This is a genomic window from Labrys sp. LIt4, assembly GCF_017813775.1.
GTDB classification, from domain to species: Bacteria; Pseudomonadota; Alphaproteobacteria; order Rhizobiales; family Labraceae; genus Labrys; species Labrys okinawensis_A.
On record NZ_JAGIPY010000031.1, the window covers coordinates 1 to 15,331 of the forward strand.

The 15,331-nt window shown below is 66.1% G+C and carries 12 protein-coding genes; 5 read left to right on the plus strand and 7 right to left on the minus strand.

The window, feature by feature from the left end:
* Positions 1–157: 157 nt before the first annotated feature.
* Positions 158–2,584, minus strand: coding sequence for an FAD-dependent oxidoreductase (locus tag J8I29_RS29315; RefSeq protein ID WP_209434368.1), 2,427 nt, complete (start codon positions 2,582–2,584; stop codon positions 158–160).
* A gap of 108 nt (positions 2,585–2,692) precedes the next feature.
* On the minus strand, positions 2,693–4,246 hold the full coding sequence (locus tag J8I29_RS29320; RefSeq protein ID WP_209434369.1) for a trimethylamine methyltransferase family protein: 1,554 nt from the start codon (positions 4,244–4,246) through the stop codon (positions 2,693–2,695).
* A gap of 397 nt (positions 4,247–4,643) precedes the next feature.
* On the opposite strand from J8I29_RS29320, the gene J8I29_RS29325 reads away from it, so the two are divergent.
* The 3 genes from J8I29_RS29325 (at position 4,644) to J8I29_RS29335 (ending at position 8,608) form a co-directional block, all read left to right on the plus strand.
* Positions 4,644–5,804, plus strand: a complete 1,161-nt coding sequence (locus J8I29_RS29325) for an iron-containing alcohol dehydrogenase (RefSeq protein ID WP_209434370.1) — start codon at positions 4,644–4,646, stop codon at positions 5,802–5,804.
* 93 nt (positions 5,805–5,897) lie between these two features.
* Positions 5,898–7,400: an aldehyde dehydrogenase gene (locus J8I29_RS29330; protein ID WP_209434371.1), complete on the plus strand. Its 1,503-nt coding sequence runs from the start codon at positions 5,898–5,900 to the stop codon at positions 7,398–7,400.
* 98 nt (positions 7,401–7,498) lie between these two features.
* Positions 7,499–8,608 carry a mandelate racemase/muconate lactonizing enzyme family protein gene (locus J8I29_RS29335; protein WP_209434372.1) on the plus strand — a complete coding sequence of 370 codons (1,110 nt, stop codon included), beginning with the start codon at positions 7,499–7,501 and terminating at the stop codon, positions 8,606–8,608.
* Positions 8,609–8,871: 263 nt separating this feature from the next.
* On the opposite strand, the gene J8I29_RS29340 is transcribed toward J8I29_RS29335, so the two are convergent.
* Together J8I29_RS29340 and J8I29_RS29345 are read right to left on the minus strand one after the other, a co-directional pair.
* Positions 8,872–9,285 (minus strand): hypothetical protein, encoded by a 414-nt coding sequence (locus J8I29_RS29340; protein ID WP_209434373.1) that lies wholly within the window; start codon positions 9,283–9,285, stop codon positions 8,872–8,874.
* A 345-nt stretch (positions 9,286–9,630) separates the two neighbouring features.
* Positions 9,631–10,521, minus strand: coding sequence for a DMT family transporter (locus tag J8I29_RS29345; RefSeq protein ID WP_209434374.1), 891 nt, complete (start codon positions 10,519–10,521; stop codon positions 9,631–9,633).
* Positions 10,522–10,819: 298 nt separating this feature from the next.
* Between J8I29_RS29345 and J8I29_RS29350 the strand changes: the two genes are divergently transcribed.
* Both J8I29_RS29350 and J8I29_RS29355 read left to right on the plus strand, forming a co-directional pair.
* On the plus strand, positions 10,820–11,758 hold the full coding sequence (locus J8I29_RS29350) for a LysR substrate-binding domain-containing protein (RefSeq protein ID WP_209434375.1): 939 nt from the start codon (positions 10,820–10,822) through the stop codon (positions 11,756–11,758).
* A 54-nt stretch (positions 11,759–11,812) separates the two neighbouring features.
* Positions 11,813–12,997, plus strand: a complete 1,185-nt coding sequence (locus J8I29_RS29355; RefSeq protein WP_209434376.1) for an MFS transporter — start codon at positions 11,813–11,815, stop codon at positions 12,995–12,997.
* On the opposite strand, the gene J8I29_RS29360 is transcribed toward J8I29_RS29355, so the two are convergent.
* The 3 genes from J8I29_RS29360 to J8I29_RS29370 all read right to left on the minus strand — a co-directional run bounded on the left by J8I29_RS29360 (position 12,987) and on the right by J8I29_RS29370 (position 15,104).
* Positions 12,987–13,403, minus strand: coding sequence for a hypothetical protein (locus J8I29_RS29360; protein WP_209434377.1), 417 nt, complete (start codon positions 13,401–13,403; stop codon positions 12,987–12,989). The two genes, J8I29_RS29355 and J8I29_RS29360, sit on opposite strands and share 11 nt — an antisense overlap.
* 9 nt (positions 13,404–13,412) lie before the next feature.
* Positions 13,413–14,366: a glucokinase gene (locus J8I29_RS29365; protein WP_181161268.1), complete on the minus strand. Its 954-nt coding sequence runs from the start codon at positions 14,364–14,366 to the stop codon at positions 13,413–13,415.
* Positions 14,367–14,474: 108 nt separating this feature from the next.
* Positions 14,475–15,104, minus strand: coding sequence for a glutathione S-transferase family protein (locus J8I29_RS29370; RefSeq protein WP_209434378.1), 630 nt, complete (start codon positions 15,102–15,104; stop codon positions 14,475–14,477).
* Positions 15,105–15,331 lie beyond the last annotated feature (227 nt).

The window sequence follows — 15,331 nt, forward strand, 5'->3', positions numbered from 1 at the left end:
GTGCACACGGTCTCTCGCCCGCACCCATCCTGACACATTCCAACTACACAGGGTGCACGGGCATCTTGCCCGTTCTTGGAATCACGACGTTCGGGGAAGGAAAGAACGGGCATCGCGACATACATGTCGCTGAAATGCCCGTGCACCCGGGATTTTCCTACCCCCGCATCCTCAGCCCCTTGGGATCGAACAGCGGTTCGGGCGCTACCCTGGCGGGGCGGCGGTCGCCGATGATCTCGATCTCGTAGGGCGCCGAGGCGTCGAAGGCGGCGGCCTCGACATAGCCGAGCGCCACCGAGGCCTTGGCATGGTGGGCATAGCCGCCGGAGGTGACCCAGCCCACCACCTTGCCATCGAGCCAAATCGGCTCGTCGCCGATGACGTCGGCGTCAAGGGCGTCGACCACGAAGGTGGCGAGGCGACGTCTGGGGCCCTCGTCCCGGGCGCGCAGCAATGCATCGCGTCCGATAAAATCGCTCTTCTGGGTCGAGACGAAGCGCTCCAACCCGGCTTCCCAGGGCGTATAGATCGGGCGGTATTCGCGCGACCAGGAGCCGAAGCTCTTTTCCAGCCGCAGCGAGTTGAGGGCCCGGCCCCCGAACAGCCGGATGCCGAGGCCGGCTCCTTCCTGCATCAGAAGGTCGAATAAAGCACGCTGGTGCTCGGGCTTGACCCAGATCTCGTAGCCGAGGTCGCCCGTATAGGTGACGCGCCCGATCAAGGCGGGAAGGATGCCGACATTGAAGCGCCCCACCGCCATGAAAGGGAAGGCCTCTTTCGACAGATCGGCGTCGACGAGGCGGGCGAGCAGTTCGCGCGACTTCGGGCCGGCGACCTGCAGGCCGACGAGGTCGAGGCCGTGGGCGCGCAGAGTGACGCCGGCCTCGGGCAGATGCGCCTGGAACCAGCGCATGTGATATTGCTCGGCCAGCCCGGAGCCGAAGATCATGAAGCGGTCATCCGCCTCGCGCGCCAGGGTGAAGTCGCCGATCAGCATGCCGTTCTCGTTCAGCATGGGCGTCAAGACCATGCGTCCCCTGGCGGGCAGGCGGTTGGGCAGGATGGTGTCGAGCCAGGCCTCCGCGCCCTTGCCGGAGATCTCGTATTTGGCGAAATTCGAGATCTCCAGGAGGCCGACGCCCTCGCGCACCGCGGCGCTCTCGGCGGCGACATGCGGGAAGTCGTTGGAGCGCCGGAAGGAGAACTCGTCCCTGGCCACGGCCCTGGAGGGCGCGAACCAGAGGGCGTGCTCCAGACCGTTCATGTCGCCGAAAACGGCATTGTGGCTCTCCAGCCGGTCATAGACGGGCGTGGTGCGGAAGGGGCGGGCTGCGGGCAGTTCCTCATTGGGGAAGCGGATGCGGAAGCGGCGGGCATAGTTCTCGCGCACCTTGGCGTTGGTGTGGGAGAGCGTGGTCCAGTCGCCATAGCGGGCGACGTCCATGCCCCAGACGTCGAAGCCGGGATCGCCATGCACCATCCAGTTGGACAGCGCGAGGCCGACACCGCCGCCCTGGGAGAAGCCCGCCATCACGCCGCAGGCCACCCAGTAGTTGCGCAGGCCCCTGATCGGGCCGACCAGCGGGTTGCCGTCGGGCGCGAAGGTGAAGGGGCCGTTGATGACGCGGCGGATGCCGGCATTCTCGAAGGCCGGGAAGTGCCGGAAGCCGACTTCCAACGACGGGGCGATGCGGTCGAGATCGGGTTCGAGCAGGTTCTGGCCGAAATCCCAGGGGGTCTCTTTCTCCGACCAGGGCTTGCAGGCCTGCTCATAGGTGCCGAGCAGCATGCCGCCGCGCTCCTGGCGCATATAGATCTCGCCCTCGAAATCGAGCGCGGTGATCACCTCCCTGCCGGTGGCGGCGTTGATCTCGGCGACCTCCGGCATGTCCTCGGTGAGGAAATACATGTGCTCCATGGCGAGCACGGGCAGCTCCAGGCCGACCATGCGGCCGCATTCGCGCGCCCAGAGGCCGCCACAGTTCACCACATGCTCGGCGTGGATGCTGCCCTGCTCGGTGGTGACGTCCCAGCTGCCGTCCTCGCGCTGGGCCATGTCGACGACGCGGTTGCGCAGCACGATCTCGGCACCGAGGATCTTGGCCGACTTGGCATAGGCATGGGTGGTGCCATAGGGGTCGAGATGCCCCTCCAGCGGATCATACATCGCGCCGGCGAACTGCTTCTCGTCGATCAGAGGCATCAGCTTCTTGGCTTCGGCGGCCGAGATGATCTCGGTATGCATGCCGAGATACCGGCCCTTGGCATGTGCCATCTTCAGCCAGTCCATGCGCTCCTTGGTGCCGGCCAGCATGACGCCGCCGGTGAGGTGCAGGCCGCAGGACTGGCCGGAGAGCGCCTCGATCTCACGGTAGAGCTCCACCGTATATTGCTGCAGCTTGGCGACGTTGGGATCGCCGTTGAGCGTATGGAAACCGCCCGCCGCGTGCCAGGTCGAGCCCGCCGTCAGCTCCGCACGCTCGATCAGGGTGATATCCGTCCAGCCAGCCTTGGCGAGATGGTAGAGCACCGAGCAACCGACGACGCCACCGCCGATGACGAGGACACGGGTGTGGGATTTCATGGGGGAGTCCTATGAGCTATTGGGGGGCGGGTCTTCAGACCCGGCATTCTTGAAACGTCGCGGAAGCAGGATAGGAGAGCCGGGTCTGAAGACCCGCTCCCCCAAACTTCAAAAATCCGTGGGCGCGCCGCCCTCTTCCTTGCGCTTGGCCACGAAGGCGGCGAGCTCCTCGCGGATAGCCGGATCCATCGGCGGCTCCTCATAGGCGGCAAGGCGCTCCTTGTAGAGCCGGTTGGCGCGATCATAGCCGGTGGGCGAGCCTGCCTCCTGCCAGGTCTCGTAATTGCGCCAGTCGGAGATCATCGGGGCGAAGAAGGCGTTGCGGTAGCGGGCCTGGGTATGGGCGCAGCCGAAGAAATGCCCGCCGGGCCCGACCTCGCGCACCGCGTCCAGCGCCAGCTCGTCGTCATTGACCCGGAAGGGCATCAGGAAGTGGGTGATCATGTCGAGGAGGTCGGCATCGATCACCATCTTCTCGAAGCTCGCATGCAGCCCGCCTTCCATCCAGCCGGCGCCATGCATCAGCAGGTTGACGCCGCCCATTACCGCGCCCCACAGCGAGAACACGCTCTCATAGGCAGCCTGCACATCGATGGTGTTGGCGGCGCAGGTGTTGGAGGAGCGGTAGGGCAGGCCGTAGCGGCGGGCGAGCTGGCCGCCGACCAGCGCCGCCTTCATCTGCTCGGGCGTGCCGAAGGCCGGCGCGCCGGTCTTCATGTCGACATTGGAAGTGAAGCCGCCATAGGCGAAGGGCGAGCCCGGTCGCACGGACTGGGCCAGCACCAGCCCGGCGAGCGCCTCGGCATTCTGCTGGGCCACGGCGCCGGCAATCGTCACCGGCGCCATGGCGCCCGCCAGGGTGAAGGGGGTGAGCACGGTGACCTGGTTGCGGCGCGCCATCTGGATCACGCCCTCCATCATCGGCGTATCCAGCCGCAGCGGCGAGGAGGAATTGATGATGGTGAAGAGCGAGGGTTCGCGCTCCAGCGTTTCCTGGTCGATTCCGCGGGCGATGCGCGCCATCTCGATGGCATCGAGATTGCGCTCGCGGCCGAGTGAATAGGCGTGGATGGGCTTGTCCGACAGGGTCAGCATGTCCCAGAGCGCGTCGAGATGGCGCACGGAGGCATGGATATCGGCCGGCTCGACCGGATAGCCGCCCCACAGATGGATGCTGTCGAGCGTATGCCCGAGCCGGATGAGGTTCTGGTAGTCCTGGCGGTTGCCGGGCCGGCGGCCGCCTTCGCGATCGGCGACATTGGGCGCACTCGCCACGGAGCAGAAGGCGAGATGATCGCCACCGAGCACGACGCTACGCGCGGGATTGCGCGCATGCAGGGTGAAACTCTGCGGCGCGAGGCCGATCTTGGCCTCCACCAGGCCGCGGGGAAAACGCACCCTGTCGGAACCGGGGTCGACCTCGGCGCCCTCAGCCTTCAGGATGGCTTTGGCCTCCGCATGCAGCACGTCGAGGCCGATCTCCTCCAGGATCTGCAGCGAGGCGAGATGGATGGCCTCGAGTTGGTCGGCCGAAACGGCATTGACGGCCGGAAACGGGCGCCGGGGCTGGGGCCTCGAAGCCGGGGCAGCGCCGCCGGCACGCTGGCGCTCCTCCCGGCCGCGGCGGCGCGGCCGCTCCGAGGTTTCGAGCGAAAGTTCCATCGGGCTTTGCATGGCAGGCCGTTCCCCTGTCCGAAGAGCACGGGCCTGTCATCTCCGGCCGAGCCCTTTATGGGCGAGGGGAAGGGGATCCAGGGGCCACGAGGCATTTTGGGCTCCTGGATCCCGCTCACAAGCAAAGCTTGTGAGGATACCCGAGGCCTGCGGCCTCGCCGGGGATGACAGCACTCTTCGATTCACGAATTCGAAGAGAGCCTAGCGCGCACCCGGACCCGCCGCCACGGCGAAACGGCGCTATCGTTTTTTTGGATCGGGCCATCGAATAAAGGCGCACACGGCGCACCGAGGGCAGAGGTAGTGTTGGTGGGTCGATCTCCAGATCGGCCCGTACCTCGCCCATCAGGGTCGATCTGGAGATCGACCCACCGAAAGACAATCCATGTCCCGCTACCAGCTCTCTCATCTGCCACGCATCACCGGAGGGCCGGGGGCCCGGGAACTCGCCGGCGAGCTTACGGCCGCCCGGCTCGGCGCGGGCGCGCAGGTGCTGCTGGTCGCCGATCCCGGGCTGAAGGCGACGGGCCTGATCGATGATGTCGAGACCTCGCTGCGCAAGGCCGGGCTCGGCGTCTCCGTCTTCTCCGATTTCGGCGGCGATCCCACCATCGCCTCGGCCGATGCCGCGGCCGCCCAGGCGCGGCGCACCAAGGCCAAGGCGGTGGTGTCGCTGGGCGGCGGCTCCGCCCTCGATCTCGGCAAGGTGGTGGCCGCCGTCGCGACCACGGCCGCGACGGCGCGGCGCTCGGCCGAGGACTATGAATTGTGCAAGCGCCCCTTCCCGCGCAAGCGCCTGGTCTCGCTGGTCATTCCCACCACCTCCGGCACCGGCTCGGAATGCACCCGCACCGCCATTCTCACCCGCTCGGACAAAGCCAAGGTCTGGCTCTGGGGCGAGGAACTCAAGCCGGACGAGGTGATCCTCGATCCGGAAACCACGCTCTCTTTGCCGCCGGTGCTGACGGCCTGGACCGGCATCGACGCCCTCGTCCACGCGCTGGAGGCCACCACCAACGGCAACGCCACGCCGGCCAACAATGTCTATGCGCATGAAGCGATCCGCCTCGCCGTCGCGAACCTGCCCGATGCTGTCGGCAAGGGCAGCGACCTCGCCGCCCGCGAGGGACTGCAGCGCGCCGCGGCGCTGGCGGGCATCGCCATCGACAATTGCGGCACCGCCGTCGCCCACAATATCGGCCATGCGCTGGGTTCCCTCCGCCCCGTGCAGCACGGCCGCTCGGTGGCGCTCGGCATGATCGCCACGCTCGACTGGAACATCTCGGGCGATGACGGGCGCTTCGCCGCCGCCGCGCGGGCGATGGGGCTGACATCGGCCGCCGACCTGCCGACCGCCTTCGAGAAACTGGTGCGCGCCATCGGCATCAAGGTCTCGCTCGCCGACGAGTTCGAGGGCATCAGCGCCACGCGGCTCGCCGAGCAGATGGCCCGGCCCGAAAATGCCGCGATGCGCGCCTCCAACCGCCGCACGATCGAGGAGGCCGACCTCATCCGCTTCGCCGAACGCGTGCTGACGCAGGTTTAGTTCTGGGATCGCCGGCATCTTGCCGGCTCTTCCTTTCCCCATGCTCTTCGTTTCCAAGAGCCGGCTGAAAGCCGGCGGTCCCAGGAATATCCCATGCTCACCACCCCCCGCACCCGCTCCGACTGGGAAGCCAAGGCCGCGGCCATCGAGCCGGAAGGCCGCGCCTTCATCGACGGCCGCTATGTCCCCGCCCTCTCCGGCAAGACCTTCGCCAAGGCCTCGCCGATCGACGGAAGGACGATCGCCGAGGTCGCCGATTGTGGCGCCGATGATATCGAGGCCGCGGTAAAGGCCGCCCGGGCCGCTTTCGAGGATGGGCGCTGGCGCCTGAAGCCTCCGGCCGAGAAGAAGCGCATCCTCCTGCGCTTCGCCGAGTTGATCCGGGCCGATCTCGAGCATCTGGCCCTGCTCGAAACCCTCGACGTCGGCAAGGTCATTTCCAATTCGCTCAGCGTCGACGTACCCTTCTGCGCCGACTGCATCCAGTATTACGCCGAGTTCGCCGACAAGAGCTTCGACGAGGTCGCGCCGACCGGGCCTAACGACCTCGCCATCGTCAGGCGCGAGCCGCTCGGGGTGATCGGCGCCATCGTGCCCTGGAACTACCCGCTGATCATCACAGCCTGGAAGATCGGCCCGGCCCTGGTGGCCGGCAACTCGTTGGTGCTGAAGCCGGCCGAGCAGTCGCCGCTCTCGGCGCTGCGCCTCGGCGAACTCGCCCGGCAGGCCGGCCTGCCCGACGGCGTGCTCAACGTGGTGCCCGGCTTCGGCGAGAAGGCCGGCAAGCCGCTGGCGCTGCATCCCGACGTCGACATGATCTCCTTCACCGGTTCCACCGAGGTCGGCAAGCTGATGCTGCGCAATGCCGGCGAGAGCAACATGAAGCGCGTGGCGCTGGAATGCGGCGGCAAGAGCCCGCATGTCGTGCTCGCCGATGCCGATCTCGACGCGGCCGCCTCGGGCATCGCCTGGGGCATCTATTACAATCAGGGCGAGACCTGCCATGCCGGCTCGCGGGTGATCGCCCACGCCTCGATCAAGGACGAACTGGTCCGCAGGATCGGCGAGATCGCGGCCACGCAGATTCCCCTCGGCCACCCGCTCGATCCCGCAGCCCAGATGGGCGCCCTGATCGAGAAGGGCCATATGGAGCGCGTGCTCTCCTATATCGACATCGGCCGGCAGGAAGGCGCCGTCGTCGCCCGGGGCGGCAACCGCGTGATGGCGGAAACCGGCGGCTATTACGTCGAGGCCACCATCCTTGACGGGGTCCGGCCGGAGCACCGCGTCGCCCGCGAGGAGATCTTCGGGCCGGTCGTAGCGGTCACCGCCTTCACCGACGAGAGCGAGGCGCTGGGCATGGCCAATGATTCCATCTACGGTCTCGCCGCCGCGGTGTGGACCAAGGACATGAACGCCGCACACCGCCTCACCAGCAGCATCCGCGCCGGCACCGTGTGGGTGAACTGCTTCGACCGCTCCTCGCTGGCCACGCCCTTCGGCGGCTTCCGCCAATCCGGCTTCGGCCGCGACCGCTCCCCCCACGCCATCGAGAAGTACACGGACTTCAAGACGGTGTGGACGGCGTATTCCTGAATCCCGGGTGCGCGGACATCTTGCCCACTCTTCCCTCTCCATAAAGCGCTTCGTTTTCAAGAGCGGACGAGACGTCCGCGCACCCGGGAAACACCCTCATGAAAATCACCGGCATCGAGATCACCCATCATCGCCTGCCCCTCGACCCGCCCTTCCATGCAAGCTGGGATTCCAAGCCCCGCACCGCCTTCGACGCCACCATTGTCAGGGTCGCCACCGACGAGGGCCTCACCGGCTATGGCTCGGGCGACACCATGACGGGCTTCGAGGGCCATGAGCGCTTCTTCATCGGGCAGGACCCGATGGCGATCGAGCGCCATTACCGCATCCTCTCCAACATCCAGTTCCATTACGGCCGCTGCTGGCCGTTGGACCTGGCGCTGTGGGACCTTGCCGGCAAGATCACCGGGCAGCCGGTGTGGAAGCTGCTCGGCGGCCTGTCCAACAAGGTCGCCGCCTATGCCTCCTCCGGCACGCTACGCAAGCCCGAGGAACTCGCCGACGCGGCCGAGGCCTATCTGGGCCAGGGCTTCAAGGCGCTGAAGATCCGCTTTCATCGCGGCGACTGGCGGGCCGACATCAAGGCGCTGGAGGCGGTGCGGGCCCGTGTCGGCAGCCGGCTCGACCTGATGGTCGACTGCAACCAGGGCTGGCGCATGTCCTGGGACGCCTATGCGCCCTGGACGCTCAAGGATGCCATCCCCGTCGCGCGCGAGCTCGAACGGCTCGGTGTCTACTGGATGGAGGAGCCGCTGCACCGCTCCGACCGGGAAGGCATGCGGCGCCTGCGCGAAATGGTCGACATCCGCATCGCCGGCGGCGAGATGACGCGCGAGCTCTACGAATTCCGCGACCTCATCCGCGACGGCTGCCTGGACGTGCTGCAGCCCGACGCCGCCCTGGTCGGCGGCATCACGGGCCTGCGCCGCGTCGCGGCGATGGCGGCCGAGAACAATCTCATCTTCACGCCGCATACCTGGACCAACGGCATGGGCGTTGCCGCCAACTGCCACCTGACCGCCGGTCTCGCCGATGCGCCTTTCGTGGAATTCCCCTACGACCCGCCGGAATGGAGCCTGCCGCGCCGCGACTTCATGATGGCCGAGTCCCTGGCGGTGGATGGTGAGGGCATGATCACGCTGAGCGATCAGCCCGGCATGGGCTACGCGCTGGACGAAACGATGCTGGCGAAGACGCGGGTCGGCTGAGGTTTTGGCGGAGAACAGTCCTTGATTCCGTCGGGCAGCGCCGTCCCTCCTGTGCCATCTGCCCGCAAGAGCGGGGCGAGGAGGGCATCGGCGTCGGGCTTCGTGCGGAAATCGACTCATCTCGCCCAACCGTTGAGCGAGCCGCAGTGCGGCAAGGAGATACACAACATTTGCGTCCCCTGGCCCCGCTCTTGCGGGGAGAGGATAGAGGTGAGGGGCTATGCCACCGACCAGACAGCTCCTGTCGCCGCGTGCCCCCGCTCCTACCGCCCCCGGTGCCGCGACAGTACAAGCGTGGCTCGCGCCCTGACGCCGGGAAAGCGGGTGTTCACCCCGCTCCAGCGCCAGAACAGCCGGTTGCCGCGCCGCCAGGCCGTCACCGTGCCGCCATCGATGCAGGTGCCGCGGCCATAGCGGATATGCTCGCGGTAGCGTGCGATGGCGCCATGCTGGCTGCGCCGGATCAGCACCCCGCCGCAATGCAGGCTGGGATAGTCGATGCGGGCATTGCCATGGCTGTCGAAGATGAGATGGATGCGCCAGCGGCTGGGCGGCGCGCCACGCTCGCTCTGCACGCCGGTGCCGACCCAGGCAAGATGGCGCTTGGCCGGCGGCGCGGCGGCGACTGCCGGAACCGTCGCGGCGGCGAACAGGAGAAGGAGGACGAGGCGCAGCATGGTCTTCATCATCCCTGCCTAGCCAGCCCCTTCAACCTTGGCAAGGCGGTGTCGGCTGAGGTCGCGAAGAGGCAGTAACAGTTCGCTGAATGACCAACCCGTTTGTGCGATGGGCTCTGTCGTCCCCGGCGCCGCCGCAGGCGGCGGGAAGGGGGCCAGGGGCCGTAAATACGATCTTTAACCCCTGGATTCCACTCACAAGCAAAGCTTGTGAGGATACCTCGCCCTCTCTCGCTTCGCTCACGAGAAGCTCGGCCGGGAATGACGGCGCGCTTGTTCTTGAACGGTCTCGAAGGCAGTGCGCCTCTAGATCACCTTCGACCGCCGGTGGCTCAACGCCTGCGTTCAGGCCGTCCTCAGCCTTGCCGCCCGCGCCTCCCACCAGACCAGGCCGAGGCTGGCGGCGACGATCAGGGCCGCGCCAGCGAAGACGTGGGGCTTGGGAATATCCTGCCACAGGAGATAGCCATAGATGAAGGCCCAGACCAGGCCGGTATATTCCACCGGCGCCAGCACCGAGGCCGGCGCGTAGCGATAGCCCTCGTAGAGCAGGTACTGGGCGATGCCGGAGACGAGGCCGAGGCCGAGCATCAGGGCCCAGCCCATGGCGTCCGGCGTCTTCCAGATGAAGGGGAGCGCCGCCCCGCACACCAGCACGAACAGGCCCGATGTGGCGATCATCTGGTTGGCCGTGCTCTCGGAACGGTTGATCAGGCGGATCAGCACCGTGCCCCAGGCCCAGCAGAAGGCGGCGAACAGTACCATCGCCGCCGGCAGGAAGTCGGGCCGGCCCGACGGGTCGGCCGCGACGATCACGCCGAGGAAACCGGCGATCACGGCAAGCCAGCGCGCGATCCCGACCTTCTCCTTCAGGATCAGGATGGAAAGCACCACCGCCATCACCGGCGCGCCGAAATACATGGTGGTGAGATCGGCCAGGCCCAGATAGCGCGAGGCATTGTAGAAACTGAGCCAGGCCACCAGCAAAAGCAGGCCGCGCGAGGTCAGCGCCCATTTGTTGCGGCTCTGCCAGATCGGCGGCTGGCCCTGCCGCCGGGCGATCGTCATGCCTACGAGGAGGATGACGACCGAGCGCAGGAACAGGATCTGCGGCACCTCGTAGCTCGCCACCAGCCATTTGACGGCGGCGTCCTGGATGGCGAACAGGCAATAGCCGATCGAGGCCAGCGCGATGCCGGTCAGCGGGCGTGAATCGGAGGGAGCAAGGGGAGGCATGAAGGGGTACGCGGCGGCACGACGGGGCCGATAGGCTGGCTATATCATCCCTATCGCGGAGTCGCGACGAAAGAGTTGCCTTCAAACGCCATAACAGGCGCCGTTCATGTCGCGTTCAAGACAGGGCGAATAAAGGAACCGGATGATGACTGAGCGTATGATCCGCCAAATCGTTTTGCGATTTGGTGGAGGCGTGTCGCATCGCAACGGCGCGTCGAAGAAGAGCCGGAGCAAAGAAGCGTTTCCGTCTAAACGCGCTTTTCTCCCGGGGTCGGCATGAACCACAGGGTCGGAAATCATGGACAGGCGCTGGCTGCCGCTGAACGCTTTGCGGGCCTTCGAGGCGGTGGGGCGGCAGGGTAGTTTCACAGGCGCCGCCCAAAGCCTGCTGGTCTCCCAAAGCGCCGTCAGCCGCCATGTCATCGGCCTGGAAGACTTCCTCGGCGTGCCGCTGTTCGACCGCAAGCCGCCGCAGCCGGCGCTGACCGAAGCGGGCAAACGTCTGCTGCCCGTGGTGGAGAAGGCCTTCGAGCGCATCGACACCACGCTGGAGGAGATCATGCGCGAGCGGGGCGAGCCGCAGCGCTCCCTGCGGGTGCTGCTGCCGACGACCTTCGCCCAACGCTTGGCCGTGCCGATCCTGCGTCATTTCCGGGCCGAATTCCCCGACCTCAAGCTCGACATCGACTCCCGCCCGGTGCCGGGCAATGCCGAGCGCGAGGCCGACGTCGCCGTGATCTACACCCCGCCCCGGGTGGCCCCGCAGGTGCTCGACTTGCTCTGGATGGTGAAGCTGACCATCCTGTGCCATCCCGACGTCGCCGCGCGGGCCAAGGGAACCGACATCGCCGGTTTCCTGGCCGCCAACGATCTCCTCCACGTCAAGCTCGACAGCCGCCCCCCTGCCTTCCTGTGGCAGAATTTCGCCCGGGCCGCCCATGTCGCCCCGGGGCAGCTCGATCGCGGCCTGGTCTTCGATACCGCCCAGCTCGCCGTGCAATATGCGCTGTCCGGCGAAGGCCTGGCGCTGGTCGATCCCGTGCTGTTCGAGGACGAAATCCGGGCCGGGCGCCTGGTGAGGCCCTATGACATCCATGTCGACGACGGCTATGGCTATTACCTCTCCATCCATCCCGACGACCTCGACCGGCCGGAGATCGCCCTGTTCCGCTCCTGGCTGATCCGCCGCTTCTCGCGCCCGCCCTTCCTCGAGGAGGCCGCTGCGCCGGCCACCTGAGCCCTCTTCCACCACCCCGCTCCGACAACACTCTCCTGCCACGAGTTCGCTGCCTTGCGTTCCTCCTACGCCTCCATCGCCGCCCTGCTGGTCGCCGTCGCCGGCGTGCTGGCCGGCAATGGCGTGCTCACCACGCTGTTGCCGGTGCGCGCCGAGCTCGAACATTTTCCGGCACTGGCCATCAGCCTGATGGGCTCGGCCTATTTCGGCGGCATGCTCGCCGGAGCCTTCCTGACGCCGCGCCTGGTGCAACGCTTCGGCCACATCAAGGCCTTCGGCCTGTCCTCGATCTGCGGGGCGGTGATGATCCTGGTCGCCGGCACCCTGGTCGAGCCGCATGCCTGGGTGGTCATCGGTTTCCTGCGCGGCTTCTTCCTGGCCGGCATCTACGCCATTGTGGAGAGCTATCTGCAGGGCAAGGCGGAGAACCGTATCCGCGGACGCCTGCTCGGGCTCTACTCCATCACCCAATATGGCGGCTGGGCCATCGGCAACCAGTTCATGCGCCTGGGCGATCCCGCCGCCTTCACCATTTTCGGCATCGCCGCGGCCGTGGTGATCGTCTGCCTGGCGCCGCTCCTGCTGATCGAGGACGGCCCGCCTCCCAAGGGCAGCCGCCGGGCCGGCATGCGCCTTCTCTGGCTGCTGCGCACCACGCCGGTCGGCTTCGTCTGCGCCACGTTGATCGGCTTTGCCAATGGCCCGTTCTGGTCTCTGACCCCCGTCTACGCCACCAAGCTCGGCATGGACGGGGTCCAGACCGGCACGCTGATCTCGGCCATCACTTTGGGCTCGGCCGCCTTCCAGTTTCCGGTCGGACGGCTGTCCGACGCCTTCGACCGTCGCAAGGTGCTGATCGGCCTCACCACCCTCACCGCTTTGGTCGAGATCGGCATCTACTGGTCGGGCAAGCTCCTGGTCGGCTGGCCCTTCGTGATCACCGGCTTCGTGCTGGGCGGCATCATCTCGACGCAATATTATGCAAGCTCGGCCTATACCAACGACATCACCGGCCGCGACAATGCCGTCGGCGTCGCCTCGGCCCTGCTGTTCCTCTATTGCATCGGCGCCGTGCTCGGCCCGGTCACGGCCTACACCATCATGCAATGGCTCGGCGATCCCGGCCTCTACCTCCACAATGCCGGCATTCACGCCGCCATGGCGGTGTTCATCCTGCTCCGGGTGCTGAGGAGCCCAGGGCCGGACAGGGCCGGCACGACCTCAATGGCTAACCAATGACCCGCTTTACGAACTTGGCGGCAACAACTTGTGAAAGGAACCAGCCGAAAGCTCCAACAAAAAAGGCGAGTATATAGAGCGTAATGGCGCCCTCAAAAGCAATCGGCTTCTTTAGATTAAAAATCAACAACATTAAGCCAGCGCTGCAAGATTGAAAAACAAGCGCAAGCTTTACTTCAATAGATTTCGATTTAAAAATAAATATATTTCCAAATCTCCACATTAAAACTCCAATAAACAATATCGATATTAATAGAAATGCAACCTTCTCGATCGCAAAAAATAGATCACCTTTGTCTGTTACATAATAGCAAAAAGCAAAACAAAACCATACGCACAAAGAATACCAGAGGACCGTGACCGCTATTCCTACCCATGTAATAAATTTCTCTTTCGAAAAAAACATTGCTGCCCCCTACCAATGCGCCGCCACCGCCGCGCAGCCGATCAGACCGGGCGTGGGATGGGTGATCAGCCGGATCGGGATCTCGCGCAGGAACTTCTCCAGCGGGCTCTTGGCCTCGAAGGCGGCGCGGAAGGCAGCTTCGTCCATCAGCGGCGAGAGCTTCTGCACCACGCCGCCATAGAGGAAGACGCCGCCCTTGGCCGCGAACATCAGGCCGACATCGCCGGAAAAGCGGGCGAGATAGTCGAAGAACAGATGGGTGGCTTCCACCGCCACCGGATCTGTGCCGGCCACCGCCGCCGTGCCGATCTCGGCGGCGCTGCGCTCGGCGGGATGGCCCGCAAGGGCCGCAAGGGCTGCATCGATACGCTGCAGGCCTGGGCCCGACAGCACATGCTCGCCCGAGACGCGGCCGATCTTGCCGCGGATGAGCTCATGCGCTTTGGCCCACGCCCCGGCGGGTGCGCCGATCTCGGCATGGCCGCCCTCGGAGGGCACGGCGATCCAGCGCGAGCCGCCGCGCACCAGCGCACCGACGCCCAGCCCCGTGCCCGGTCCGAGCACGGCCATGTTGCCGCCGGCCACGCCGCCGGTGACACTGCCGATCACCGTGGTGTCGGCCTGCGCCAGATGCGGCAAGGCATGGGCGACCGCCTCGAAATCATTGATCACGTCGAGGCGGGCAAAACGCAGCTCCGCCGCCAGGGTCGGTGGATTGAACAGCCAGCTCTGCCGGTTGGTCGGCCCGACCATCTCCCCCGCTACCGGCCCCGCGATGGCGACGACTCCGGCATTCGGCCGTTCGCCGACATCGGCGATATAGGCTTCGATCGCCTCCCGGAAGGTGGGATACCGCTTGTTCTCGTAATGCCGCTCGCTGCGATAATCGGTGCGGCCCTGAACGACGAGGGCAAACCGGCTGTTGGTGCCGCCGATGTCGCCCAGCAAGGTCAGGTTTGTCATGAGAATCCGTCTTCTTTGTTGCCTATGGCATTTTACGATTTGATCGGGGCACCAAGATGTAGCGCCTGCTTTCCCTACGTCAAAGCCCTTTGAAGGGCCGAATCCGGATCAGTCCGGCTGCCCCTCGTGCTGCCGCCAGGCCGGCCCGATCACGGGATGAGCCTGCAGGGCCTTGTACAGGGTGCGCAAGGCCGGCAAAGCGCGCGCGGGGCCATGCCAGCCAGCGATCATGGCGGCATAGACATCGACGATGGTGACGGTGTCGCCGAGCAGGAAAGGGCCGGCTATCTCCTTGGCGAGCAGGGCGAAGATGCGGTCGGAATCCCGCCTGCCCGCTTCGGCAACCGCCATCCTGGCCGCCTCGCCGGCATCGGCGGTGTAGCGATCGGCGTAGTAGGTGCGCAAAGCCGCCGTATAGGCGTTGGTTGCCAGGAACATCAGCCAGCGCAGCGAGACGGCACGCGCTGTCGAGCCGGCGGCCGGCAACAGGCCCGCCCCGGCGGAGGCCTCGTCGATGGTGAGCAGGATTGCCGCCGTCTCCGTCAGCACCGTGCCGCTGGGCAGAATCACCACCGGGATCTGCGCGGCGGGATTGATGGCGAGGAAATCAGGCGCCTGCTGCTCGCCCTTGTCGGTATCGATCAGGACGCGCTCGGGCGCGATCCCCGCCCAGGCGAAGGCGACGTCGACGACCAGGGAGCCGGTGCCGGGACACCAATAGTGCCGCCATTGCCGCATCGCATCCTCCTCCCGAGTCCGACGATTTGCCGTTTATTGTTAGGCTGGATTCGTGGCCATTGCGAGTTCTTCCACGTCACGGGACTGGCGGAACTCGCAATGGCAGCCAGGTTCGGCACAAATGAGACGCGACGAAACCTCCGGTTCCCCGCGTCAGAACGCCTTGAGGATTTCCTCGACCATTTTCTTGGCATCGCCGAAGAGCATCATGGTGTTGTCCTTGAAGA